Here is an 11,869-nt window from a genome sequence, read left to right as displayed (position 1 = left end):
AGCAATCGACTAGCCGTAATCTCTCGTTATCGGATCCGGCACGTCGCCAGTTCGCCACAAGGCGGGCGACGGGCCACCACTTCAGGAGAAAGCAGATGAAAGCCATTGGATTGACACGTTACCTGCCGATCGACGACCCGAAGTCGCTCGAAGACATCGAACTCCCCACCCCGACGCCCGCCGGCCGAGACGTGCTGGTCAAGGTCGAAGCCATTTCCGTCAATCCGGTCGACACCAAGGTGCGCGCCCCGAAGGACAAGACCGAATCCGCACCGCGCGTGCTGGGCTGGGACGCCGCCGGCACCGTCGCCGCCGTCGGGCCGGACGTGACCCTATTCAAGGTCGGCGACCCGGTCTACTACGCCGGCAGCATCACGCGCCCCGGCGCGAACAGCGAATTTCATCTGGTGGACGAACGGATCGTGGGCCACATGCCGACGTCGCTCGACTTCGCGAACGCGGCCGCGCTGCCGCTCACCACGATCACCGCGTGGGAAGCCCTGTTCGATCGTCTGGGCATCGCGCCGGACGGCAGCGACGAGGGCAAGTCGATCCTGATCGTGGGCGGCGCAGGCGGTGTGGGGTCCATCGCCATTCAGTTGGCCCGCCGACTGGCGAAACTGACGATCGTGGCGACGGCCTCGCGGCCGGAATCGGGCGACTGGTGTCGTCAGCTCGGCGCGCAGCACGTCATCGATCACTATCAGGACATGCCCACGCAGTTGAAGGCCGTCGGCCTGCCCCAGGTGGACTTCGTGCTGTGCCTGAACGATACGGACACGCATTTCCCCGCGATGGCCGAGGCCGTCGCCCCGCAAGGCAAGATCTGCTCGATCGTGGAGAACGCGGGGCCGCTCGAAATCGGTTTGCTCAAGAGCAAGAGCGCCACGTTCGTCTGGGAGTTCATGTTCACGCGTGCCATGTACGAGACGCCCGACATGATCGCGCAGCACAAGCTGTTGACCGAAGTCGCACGACTGGTCGATGCCGGCACGCTGCGCACCACGGTCGGCGAGGTGCTGGGCCCGATCAATGCCACCAACCTGCGACGCGCCCACGCGCAACTCGAAGGCGGCCGCACCATCGGCAAGCTCGTGCTCGCCGGGTTCTGACCAGTTTCGGACCGGGTTATAAGTCACGCCGCCACGGCAGTGCACGCACCGGCAAGCGGCTAGCCCCTTGCCGACCACGGCGGCGCGACGATTGGTAACGCGCGTGTGCCCGCCAGCGTGCCTTGCCCGCAGAAACAAAACGGCGCTTGCCCCATCGAGGCAAGCGCCGTTTTGCGATTCCAATCCGCTCAGACCGCCGCCGAACGCATGAGGCGCCCCTCGACGGACTCACGATCCCATCGTCACTTGGCCGACGGCACCGTCCCTTCCGGCAACGCGACCGCCTCGGCCGGATGCACGATCTCGCCGCCCAGCGCGTTCACGCCGGCCATCAAACGTTCGAACGCCGCACCGACCAGCGTGGGATCGCCCTTCACCCCCAGATCGATGTGACGACGTGCGTAAATCGCGCCACGTTCGGCGTCGCCCACGCTCGGCAGGCTGAACACCTTGATGCCGTCGTACTCCGCTTCGATGGCTTCCATGAGCGGCGTGAGCGTCGATTCGGCCAGTCCGAACACGAGCACCGAACGCTCGGCGTGCTTCGTCAGGTGATGCAGGTCGGCGTAGTAGGTATCGAGCGCCCAGGCCATCATCGGCCACGCCATCACCGGAAAGCCCGGCATGAAGTGATGCTGCTCGACGGAAAACCCCGGAATCTTGTTATACGGATTCGGCAGCACACGTGCGCCGACCGGGAACTCGCCCATCTTCAGACGATGGCGGTTATCGGGCAGCGACATGTCAGCAACGCCGTCGGGGCTCGTGTCGGCAATGCGCTCCATGATGAGCGCTTCGGCCTCCGGCGTGAGCGCCAGCGGCACGTTGAGCGCCGCCGCCGCGCACTGGCGCGTGTGATCGTCCGGCGTGGCACCGATGCCACCGGTCACGAACACGATGTCGTCGCTGGCGAACGTGCGGCGCAGCGTGGCCGTGATGCGCGCCGGATCGTCGCCGACATACTCGGCCCAGCCAAGCTGCATGCCGCGCTCGGTGAGCAATTCGATGAACTTGGGCAGATGCTTGTCGTGACGGCGTCCCGAGAGGATTTCGTCGCCGATGATGATGATGCCGACCGCCATGATGCTTCCTTTCTTTTGTCGTCAGTGCCTGGGGGATTGCCTCGCGCCGAGCCTCGGGCGCGTGCCGTTCGACGATTGTGCCACTTTCACGGCGAACCGTTGGGGGAGCGTGGCCCCGGCAACAGGGGCGACTCCGGGGATTCCGGCAATGCCTGCGCCGGCGGCAGATCCTCGCTCTCGGACGTCGGCGTACCGGTCACCGGCAGCACGGTTCCGGCGAACACCGGCTCGCGGTGCGCCTCTTCCGCACGCATGCGCGACAACGCCCGCAGGCAATAGTGGGCGAACCACAGCGCCGAGAACACGAAGATCACCACGTACAGCCAGATCGCGAGCAGCGCAATGACCGGGAACAGCACGATCATGATGACGGACGAGACCCACAGCAGCGTCGGCAACGAGCCGAGCAAACCGGTGGCCACGCCGATCACGAGCAACGGCAGCCGCTTCTCGCGCACCAGCCTGCGCCGCTCCTCCGGACTCGCGTGAAACGCCAGCGCGTCGTAAGTCATCACGCGATAGGTCAACCAGCCCCACAGCAACGGCGGCACGATGGCGAAGAACGGCGGCACCAGCCAGAGCGGCAGCGTGACGAGCGCGGCGATCAGGAACACGACCGTCGCGCCGAGCGACTGACCGAGGCTGCCCCAGAACGAGCCGCCCTGCCGGGCTTCGAGATGAATGAAGTGACGGCGCGACAGATGCCGCAGCACCGCCGGCATCGACCATCCCGCAATGAGCAGCAGCGCGGTCACGACAATCAGGGGGACGAGCAGCGCCACCAGAATGAACGGCGCGAGCGCCATGCGCACGCTGTCCACCCCGAAATAGCCGAAGAAGCGGTAAATCCACTGCGTGAATTCCCACTGTTCAAGCCAGACGCGAAGGAAATCGGTGAACGGTTCCCATCCGAACCAGATCACGGCGCCCCAGAGAAGACCGGAGACGATGAAGGGCATTGCGGTGAGCCACAGCATGCGCGGATGCAGCAGACTCACGAGCGCGCGGCCGAGCGCGCGAAGAATATCGTTCATTCAGGTGCTGTACGAACCGAAACGGGCGTCGCGAGGACACCCGTTCGGCAGAGCCTTGGGAGTAAGGCCTTGATGTTACAGCACCGGTGCGCGGTCGTAGAAATAGATCCCGTGCGGCGAGCGCCCGACCGGAATCGTATTGATCAGCTTGCGCGACGCCAGATCGATGATGCCGACCTTGCGCGCCCAGCGGAACGTGACCCACAGCGTCTTCTTGTCGGCGGTGAGTTCCATGTCGTCCGGCCCCGGCAGCAGCCCGGTGATGTTGCCCACGTTGGTGAGCGAGTCCTGATCGATGATGCTGATCGTGCTCGACACCCGGTTCGAGATCAGCACGTGCTTGCCGTCGGCGAGCGAGCGGAAGTTGTGCGCGCCCTTGCCCGTCGGAATCGTCTTGACGACCTTCTGGTTACGCCAGTCGACCACCGCGGCATAGTCCGCACCGGTCATGCCCACGAGCAGATACTTGTCGTTCGGCGTGAGCCACACGCCCGCCGGGCTGTCACCGACCTTCATCTTCCAGATCACCTTCTGGGTGGCCAGATCGATGGCGGCGACCTCGTTCGATTCCTGCAACGAGATGAACACGAGCTTGCTGTCCTGCGTGAACACGAGGTGGCTCGGCATTTTCTTGATGGGAATCCGCTGAGCGACGCTCAGGTTCTTGCCGTCGAAGCGGTACACGTCCACCCGATCCAGACGCAGCGCGTTCGCCACGAACCATTTCTTGTCCGGCGAAAAACCGATCTGGTACGGATCCTCGATGTTCTCGATCTTGCGCTGGATCTGCCCCGTCTTCGGATCGAGGAAGACGAGGTTGTTGCCGACCGAATTGGCGACGATGAGCGACTGGTTGTCGGGCGTCGCCATCAGGTGATGCGGCTCCTTGCCGACCGGGAACGTCTGAATCACCTTCTGCGTGGCCTTGTCGATCAGGCTGACACTGGCGTCGGCCGAGTTGAGCACGACCACGACGCTGTCGGGCGCAGGGGCGGCCGCCCGGGCCGGAGCGGACAGCGCCGCGAGACCGAAGGAAGCTGCCAGAGCGGCAGCGAGCAGAAGTTTGCGCATCACGAAGTCTCTGGAAAAAGTGTCGCTATTGTAGGCCGGGAACGCCCCGCCAAGGCGCGTCCCACCTACATTTTTTGATCAGGCGAAACACGATTCCAACACTTCATGATCTGGCGCAAATCGCGGCAGGCCGGGGTGTCCCCAACAGCGCGACATCCACGCCATGTCAGCGCTGCAACGCCTCCCAGACCTTGTGCAGACGCTTGACCGACACCGGCATCGGCGTGCGCAACTCCTGCGCGAAGAGCGAGACCCGCAACTCTTCGAGCAGCCAGCGGAACTCGTCGAGCCGCACGTCGCCGTGATCGCGTCGTTGCGATGTCGCGCGCTGCCAGTTTTGCAGCAATGGCCCCAGTTCGCTCATGGCGCGTGCGTCGCGGGTCGGATCGGCCTTGAGCTTGTCGATACGGCCCGCCATCGCTTTCAGATAGCGCGGGAAATGCGCCAGTTGCGCGTACGGCGTGTCGATCAGGAAGCGCTTGCCGATCAGCCGCTGCAACTGCGCCGTCAGATCGGCGTACGCCTGTGCGAACGGCTTGGCCTGCGCCAGCTTCTTCTGTAGCGCTGCGTACTCGGCCAGAATCTGCCCGGCCAGCCGCGCGATCTCCTGCGCGAGCAACGTCAGACGTCCCCGCCCTTCGTCCTTGCGCGCCACGAACGACGCATTGTCGCTCGGCCACGGCAACTGCAAACAGGCGCGCTCCAGCGCCAGATCCACGATCTGGTCGCGCAGTTCCTCTTGCGTGCCGAGACTCATGTATTGCATGGCCATCTGCTGCAAACCGGGGATGTTCTTCTCGAGGTACTTCACCTGCTCGCGCAACTGGATCGCGAAAAGACGCCGCAGACCGGCACGGTGCTGGCGCTGCGCCTCGTCCGGGTCGTCGAACACTTCCAGATCGCAATGGTCTGCCCGGTCGACGAGCGCCGGGTAGCCGAACAGCGTCTGACCGCCCCGGCGGATCTCGAGCATTTCCGGCAGTTCGCCGAAGCTCCATGTCGTGAGGTTGTCGTAACGACCGGGTTCGACGGCCGCCGACGACGAAGCGGTTGGCGCCGCGACTTTGCCAGTCCCCTTGCCCGACTGACCGGCCTTCGCGCCATCACGCCCGCTTTGACCTTGCGCTGGCCCGGCGTCCGCCGACACGACACCGGTCGGCGTCGCCCCGCTCTTCGCCGCGAGTTGCTGGAAGGTACGTTGCGCCTGCTGGCCGAGTTCGGCGCGCAGTTGTGCAAGGTTGCGCCCCATGCCGAGCTGACGCCCATGCTCGTCGATCACCTTGAAGTTCATCGACAGGTGCGCCGGGAGCACTTCCAGCTTGAAGTCGCTCGACTTGAGCATGACGCCGGTCAACTCGCGCGCGTCGGCCATCAGGGCGTCAAGCAACGCCCCCTGCCCGAACGTCGCCCGGTCGACGAAACCTGCCGCGTATTCCGGCAACGGCACGAAGTGACGGCGCAGCTTCTGCGGCAACGACTTCATGAGCAGATGCGCCTTCTCCTTGAGCATGCCCGGCACCAGCCACTCGCAGCGGCGGGCGTCGACCTGATTGAGCGCATAGAGGGGCACGGCGAGCGTGACACCGTCGCGCGGCGTACCCGGCTCAAAGTGGTACGTGAGCGCCATTTCGATGCCCGCGATCGCCGTCTTCTTCGGGAAGAGGTCGGTCGTCACGCCCGCGGCCTCGTGACGCATCAGATCGTCGCGCACGAGATAGAGCAGTTTCGGCGCGCCCTTCGACGTCTCGCGATACCAATGCTCGAAGCTCGCGCCGTCGTACAGGTCGGCGGGCACGTGAGCGTCGTAGAACGCGTAGATCAGTTCGTCGTCGACCAGCACGTCCTGACGACGCGACTTGTGTTCGAGTTGCTCGATGTCCGCGATGAGCTTGCGGTTATGCGCGTAGAACGGGAGCTTCGTCTCCCATTCGCCTTCGACCAGGGCGCTGCGCAGGAAAATCTCACGCGCACGACGCGGATCGCGCGGGCCGAAGTTCATGCGTCGGCGCGCGTAGATCGTCAGACCGTAGAGCGTGCCGCGCTCGTAGGCGACAACCTGCGCGGCCTTCTTTTCCCAGTGCGCGTCGGACAGCGACGTCTTCACCAGATGCTTGCCCACGCGCTCGATCCACTCCGGCTCGATGCGGGCGATGCAGCGCGCATAGAGGCGGCTCGTCTCGACGAGTTCGCCGGCCATCACCCAGCGCCCAGCCTTCTTCACGAACGAGGACCCCGGCCAGATGTGGAACTTGATACCGTGCGCGCCGAGGAAGTGCGGATCGTCGTCGGCCTTGCAGCCGATATTGCCGAGCAACCCCGCGAGCAAGGCCAGATGCACCTGCTCGTAGGTCGCCTCGGACTCGTTGAGGCGCCAGCCTTGCTCGCGCACCACGGTGAGCAGTTGGCTGTGCACGTCGCGCCATTCGCGCAGCCGCAGTTGCGACAGGAAGTTCTCGCGGCACGCCTGCGCGAGCAGACGGTTGGACTTCTTGTGCGCGATGGCGTCTTCGAACCACTTCCAGATCTTGATCCACGAGAGGAATTCGGAGCGCTCGTCGGCGAACTTCTTATGGGCGTTGTCGGCGGCGTCCTGCGCTTCGATCGGCCGGTCGCGCGGGTCCTGCACGGCCAGACCGCTGGCGATGATCAGCACTTCGCGCAGCGACTGCTGGTCGCGCGCGGCGAGGATCATGCGACCTACGCGCGGATCCAGCGGCAGGCGCGCCAGTTCGCGACCGAGCGGGGTGAGCTGATTGGCGTCGTCGACGGCGCCCAGTTCGTTCAGCAACTGGTAGCCGTCGGCGATGGCGCGACCCGGCGGCGGCTCGATGAACGGGAATTCCTCGACTTTCGCGAGTCGCAGCGACTGCATCCGCAAGATGACGGCGGCGAGCGACGAGCGCAGGATTTCCGGATCGGTGAAGCGCGCGCGCGATTGGAAGTCGGCCTCGTCGTACAGACGGATACACACGCCGTCGGCCACACGGCCGCATCGCCCTGCCCGCTGATTCGCCGCCGCCTGCGAGATCGACTCGATCTGCAACTGCTCGACCTTGTTGCGGTACGAGTAGCGCTTCACGCGCGCCGTGCCCGCGTCGACCACGTACCGGATACCCGGCACGGTCAGCGACGTTTCGGCAACGTTGGTGGCGAGCACGATGCGTCGCGCGTTCGACGGCTTGAACACCCGCTCCTGATCGGTCGCCGACAGGCGCGCGAACAGCGGCAGAATCTCGGTGTGCGGTGGATGGTGCTTGCGCAGCGATTCGGCCGCCTCGCGAATTTCGCGCTCGCCGGGCAGGAAGACGAGCACGTCGCCCGAGCCTTCGCGACAGAGTTCGTCGACGGCATCGACGATGCCGTCCATCAGATCGCGCTCGCGGTCGCGCGCGCTGGCGCGGCTGCCCTCGCGTCCATCACGTCCCTCGGCGTTCGCGATGCGCACGTCATCCTGAATCGGTCGATAGCGCACCTCGACCGGATACAGACGTCCGCTCACTTCGATGACCGGCGCCGGACGCAGCGCATCTCCCTCGCCTGTGCCGAAGTGGCGGGCGAAGCGGTCGGCGTCGATGGTCGCCGAGGTGATGATGACCTTCAGGTCGGGGCGGCGCGGCAGCAACTGCTTGAGGTAGCCGAGCAGGAAGTCGATGTTCAGACTGCGCTCGTGCGCCTCGTCGATGATGATAGTGTCGTACGCACGCAACAACGGATCGGTCTGCGTCTCGGCGAGGAGAATCCCGTCCGTCATCAATTTGACGGACGCGCCATTCGAGAGCGTGTCGTTGAAGCGCACCTTGAAGCCGACGATTTCGCCCAACGGCGTGTTCAGTTCGTCGGCAATGCGGCGTGCCGTGGCCGAGGCAGCGATCCGGCGCGGCTGCGTGTGACCGATGAGGCCGGTACCGCCCGCGCCCAGGCCGCGGCCCAGCGCCAGGCATATCTTGGGAAGCTGCGTGGTCTTGCCCGAGCCGGTCTCACCGCTCACGATCACGACCTGATGGTCGGCGATAGCGCGCGCGATCTCCTCGCGTCGGCCGGACACCGGCAGCGCTTCGGGGAAGGCGATCTCCGGCACACGGTTGGCGGCGGCCTGCCGGGCGGCCAGGCGTTCGGCATCGCGTTTGACGCGTTCCGCCTCTCGCTCGGCGGGGGACGCACGGCGTGCGCCGGCCGTCGGCCCACTGTCTGCGCGCGCGCCTTTGGGCTGCCCGGGGTTTCCTGTGCCGGCACCGCCCTTCGTCGGGCGGCCCTTGTCGGCCGGCTGCGCAGGCGGCTGCGGCTTGCCCGTCCTCACGGGATTCCCGGGGTCGGAAGTTTGCGACGTGCCTGCGGTTTGGGCACGCGTCTGCCCCGGCGCCGTCACTTTCGGCTTCGGGGGCTGAGATTGTCGATTTCGTTCATCACTTGCCATGGGCGCGCATTATATAATCTGCGCATGTTTGCGCACGTACACCCATGCTGACCGAACCCGACCCCGCCCTCCAAGACGAAGAGACCGCCCATCAAGCCCAGTTCGTAGACTGGCTGCGTTCGGTCGCCCCCTACATCCATGCATTCCGTGACAAGACCTTCGTGGTCGCCTTTGGCGGCGAACTGGTCGCGGCAGGCGGGCTCGACTCCCTGATTCAGGACGTCGCGCTGCTCTGCGCCATGGGCATGCACATCGTGCTGGTGCACGGCTCGCGACCGCAGGTCGAAGAGCAGATGCGCCTGCGACATATCGAATCGCACTTTGCCCAGCAGTTGCGCATCACGGATGCCGCCGCGCTCGAAGCCGTGAAGGAAGCCGCCGGCGAGTTGCGTCTGGACATCGAGGCGTCGATCAGCCAGGGGCTGCCGAACACGCCGATGGGCAACGCGCGCATCAGCGTGGTGTCGGGTAACTTCGTCACGGGCCGCCCGGTCGGGATCGTCGACGGCGTGGACTTCCAGCACACGGGCGTGGTTCGCAAGGTCGACGCGGAATCGATTCGCCTGTCGCTCGCGAACGGCAAGATCGTGCTGCTCTCGCCTCTCGGCTTCTCGCCGACCGGGCAGTCGTTCAATCTGACGATGGAAGACGTGGCGTCGTCGGCAGCGATTGCGCTGCGCGCGGACAAGCTGATCTTCATCACCGAGACGCCCGGCGTTCTCAACGAATACAACGAGTTGCAGCGTGAATTGACGCTCGAAGACGCCCAGCGCATGCAGTCGCAGGGCACGATCGACCGCGACTCGGCGTTCTATCTGAAGTATGCGACGCGCGCCTGCCGCGCCGGCGTGGGCCGTGCCCACATCGTGCCGTTCGCGCTCGACGGCAGCATGCTGCTCGAACTCTTCTCGCACGATGGCGTCGGCACGATGATCTCGTACGAGAATCTGGAAAGCCTGCGCGAGGCGACCATCGACGACGTCGGCGGCATCCTGCAACTCATCGAGCCGCTGGAGGCCGACGGCACGCTGGTGCGGCGCGGCCGTCACCAGTTGGAGCGCGACATCGATCATTTCTCGGTCATCGAGCACGATGGGCGCCTGTTCGGCTGCGCCGCACTCTACCCGTATCCGACGGAGCGCATTGGTGAGATGGCCTGCCTGACGGTCGATCCGGAAGCTCAGGGATCGGGCGACGGTGAACGTCTGCTCAAGCACATCGAGCAGCGCGCCCGCGCGCGCGGTCTGGAGCGGCTGTTCGTGCTCACGACCCGCACGGAGCACTGGTTCCTCAAGCGCGGCTTCGTCAAGGCAGGCGTAGATGATCTGCCCGCCGACCGGCGCCGGCTCTACAACTGGCAGCGCCGCTCGCTGGTGCTCATCAAGAAGCTGTAATTTCAGGAGGGTCAGGGGCGGCGCGGCAAGGGTTCGACAACCGCCCTTGCATCGTGCGCCCCTGCCCCCATATCCGGATATCGGCCAGCGCTTCGACTCACCGGCTGCCCTTGCCACGGCAGCAATCCGGTGAACGCGCGCCAGCCACCCATTCACACACATACGACGATCACGAAGGAGTCCCCTCATGGCCCGCATGGTTCAATGCATCAAGCTCGGCAAAGAAGCCGAAGGTCTCGATTTCCCCCCGATGCCCGGTGAACTCGGCAAACGCCTCTGGGAAAGCGTCTCCAAGGAAGCCTGGGCCGGATGGCTCAAGCAACAGACGATGCTCATCAACGAGAACCGCCTGAACATGGCCGATCCGCGCGCCCGCCAGTATCTCGTCAAGCAAACCGAGAAGTATTTCTTCGGCGATGGCGCCGACGTGGCGCAAGGCTACGTGCCGCCGCCGGCAGCCGAGTAATACCTCGCGTCAGGTGGGCGGGGACCGGGTGCGGCGCGTGCTTCGGCGCTTTATCTCCCCCTTGAACCGCCCTCCGGACGGTGCCGCGTCGCGGTGCATCGATACACCACCGGCACACACACCGCATACAGAACAGCGCCCGTCATCCATGCCCATCCGGGCCACACCAGGCGCGTCGCCGAATATAAGGCCGTGAAGCACAACGGCCCTACGATGCCACTCGCATTCGTCAGGCTCGTCAATACGCCCTGCAACTCACCCTGCGCAGCCTCATCGACACCCCTCGACAACATCGCCTGTAAAGCCGGCATGCCCACGCCCCCGGCGGCAAGCAGCAACAAGACCGGGAAGACCATCCATCCCGTAGTGGCAAACGCCAGCATCACGAACCCCAGGGCATCCGCCGCCATCCCCAGCAGCAGCGTTCTGCGCTCTCCCAATCGCACCGACAACGGCCCCGCCAACACCGCCTGAAACAACGCGTGCACGGCGCCGAAGACCGCCAGCGACACCCCCACCCTTGTGGTGTCCCAACAGAAACGGTCCTCGCCATACACGACCCACAATGCGCCCGGCACCTGCGAGATGAACTGAACGACGAAGAACACACCGATCAATCCCGCCATCCCCCGAAAAGCACCGCCGACGCGAAAACCGGCCAGCACGCGGACGCGTTCACCCGCTCGTACTGTGCGTACCGCTCTGCGGCCCCGCCCCTCTCGATGCGCCTGCCGCGTTTCCCTTAACAGACATCCAGCAAGCACCAGCCCCACCCCGTTGAGCGCGGCGGCCGCCGCGAAGGGGGTATGCGCCGAATGCCCCGCCAGCAGGCCGCCCAGTGCCGGCCCCGCAATCATGCCCGCGCCAAAACCCGCGCCGATATAGCCGAACCAGCGCACGCGCGCCGAAGGTGCCGTAACGTCGGCGACAGTCGACGCCGCCACCGCCGCCGTCGCCCCCGTGATACCCGAAATGCTTCGCCCCACGTACAACACCCACAGCATCGGCGCCGACGCCATGACCGCGTAGTCGAGCGCCGCCCCGGCCAGCGACACCATCAACACGGGACGCCGCCCATACCGATCCGACATACGCCCGAGCACCGGCGCGAAAACAACCTGCATCAACGCATAGAGCGCGAGCAGCACACCGTAATGGGCTGCCACCTGATCGCCCGGCACGAAGGAGCGCAGCAATGTCGGCAACACCGGCATGATCAACCCAAGCCCCATCGCATCGAGTACGACCACGATCATGACGACGAAAAGCGATGCACTCACGGAATTTTCCAAAAAA

Annotated in this window: 8 protein-coding genes; 3 read left to right on the top strand and 5 right to left on the bottom strand. The window is 65.3% G+C overall.

Going from position 1 to position 11,869, the window contains the following annotated elements; translation table 11 throughout:
- Nucleotides 1–95 precede the first annotated feature (95 nt).
- Nucleotides 96–1,112 carry a zinc-binding alcohol dehydrogenase family protein gene (locus C5N93_RS05240; RefSeq protein WP_242558532.1) on the top strand — a complete coding sequence of 339 codons (1,017 nt, stop codon included), beginning with the start codon at nt 96–98 and terminating at the stop codon, nt 1,110–1,112.
- A 242-nt stretch (nt 1,113–1,354) separates the two neighbouring features.
- Here C5N93_RS05240 and C5N93_RS05235 read toward each other — a convergent pair whose 3' ends face one another.
- The 4 genes from C5N93_RS05235 to hrpA form a co-directional block, all read right to left on the bottom strand.
- On the bottom strand, nt 1,355–2,194 hold the full coding sequence (locus C5N93_RS05235; protein WP_069344882.1) for a molybdopterin-binding protein: 840 nt from the start codon (nt 2,192–2,194) through the stop codon (nt 1,355–1,357).
- Between the two features lie 86 nt (nt 2,195–2,280).
- The gene (locus C5N93_RS05230; protein ID WP_242558531.1) at nt 2,281–3,228 is read right to left on the bottom strand and encodes an EI24 domain-containing protein; all 948 of its coding nucleotides are present in this window, start codon (nt 3,226–3,228) and stop codon (nt 2,281–2,283) included.
- 75 nt (nt 3,229–3,303) lie between these two features.
- A complete protein-coding gene (locus C5N93_RS05225) occupies nt 3,304–4,299 on the bottom strand; it encodes a beta-propeller fold lactonase family protein (RefSeq protein WP_242558530.1) in 996 nt (331 codons plus the stop codon).
- Nucleotides 4,300–4,465: 166 nt separating this feature from the next.
- Nucleotides 4,466–8,713 (bottom strand): ATP-dependent RNA helicase HrpA, encoded by a 4,248-nt coding sequence (hrpA, locus tag C5N93_RS05220; RefSeq protein WP_242558529.1) that lies wholly within the window; start codon nt 8,711–8,713, stop codon nt 4,466–4,468.
- A 44-nt stretch (nt 8,714–8,757) separates the two neighbouring features.
- Between hrpA and argA the strand changes: the two genes are divergently transcribed.
- Both argA and C5N93_RS05210 read left to right on the top strand, forming a co-directional pair.
- Nucleotides 8,758–10,107, top strand: coding sequence for an amino-acid N-acetyltransferase (gene argA, locus C5N93_RS05215; RefSeq protein WP_242558528.1), 1,350 nt, complete (start codon nt 8,758–8,760; stop codon nt 10,105–10,107).
- A gap of 187 nt (nt 10,108–10,294) precedes the next feature.
- Complete coding sequence (locus C5N93_RS05210; protein WP_242558527.1) at nt 10,295–10,573, top strand: oxidative damage protection protein; 279 nt, start codon at nt 10,295–10,297, stop codon at nt 10,571–10,573.
- 50 nt (nt 10,574–10,623) lie between these two features.
- Here the strand turns inward: C5N93_RS05210 and tet are convergent, their stop codons facing one another.
- Nucleotides 10,624–11,829, bottom strand: coding sequence for a Tet(A)/Tet(B)/Tet(C) family tetracycline efflux MFS transporter (tet, locus tag C5N93_RS05205; RefSeq protein WP_242558553.1), 1,206 nt, complete (start codon nt 11,827–11,829; stop codon nt 10,624–10,626).
- Nucleotides 11,830–11,869: the final 40 nt, after the last annotated feature.

The organism is Pandoraea sp. LA3, from assembly GCF_022696215.1.
Classification (GTDB): Bacteria; Pseudomonadota; Gammaproteobacteria; order Burkholderiales; family Burkholderiaceae; genus Pandoraea; species Pandoraea capi.
The sequence above is the reverse complement of the archived record's forward strand: the minus strand, read 5'-3'. Positions and strand labels throughout refer to the sequence as shown.

Bases quoted from the DNA above. Each gene is read 5' to 3' on its own strand.
- C5N93_RS05235 (WP_069344882.1), bottom strand. From the start codon at position 2,194: ATGGCGGTCGGCATCATCATCATCGGCGACGAAATCCTCTCGGGACGC.
- C5N93_RS05210 (WP_242558527.1), top strand. From the start codon at position 10,295: ATGGCCCGCATGGTTCAATGCATCAAGCTCGGCAAAGAAGCCGAAGGT.
- hrpA (WP_242558529.1), bottom strand. From the start codon at position 8,713: ATGGCAAGTGATGAACGAAATCGACAATCTCAGCCCCCGAAGCCGAAA.
- C5N93_RS05230 (WP_242558531.1), bottom strand. From the start codon at position 3,228: ATGAACGATATTCTTCGCGCGCTCGGCCGCGCGCTCGTGAGTCTGCTG.
- C5N93_RS05225 (WP_242558530.1), bottom strand. From the start codon at position 4,299: ATGCGCAAACTTCTGCTCGCTGCCGCTCTGGCAGCTTCCTTCGGTCTC.
- tet (WP_242558553.1), bottom strand. From the start codon at position 11,829: ATGATCGTGGTCGTACTCGATGCGATGGGGCTTGGGTTGATCATGCCG.
- argA (WP_242558528.1), top strand. From the start codon at position 8,758: ATGCTGACCGAACCCGACCCCGCCCTCCAAGACGAAGAGACCGCCCAT.
- C5N93_RS05240 (WP_242558532.1), top strand. From the start codon at position 96: ATGAAAGCCATTGGATTGACACGTTACCTGCCGATCGACGACCCGAAG.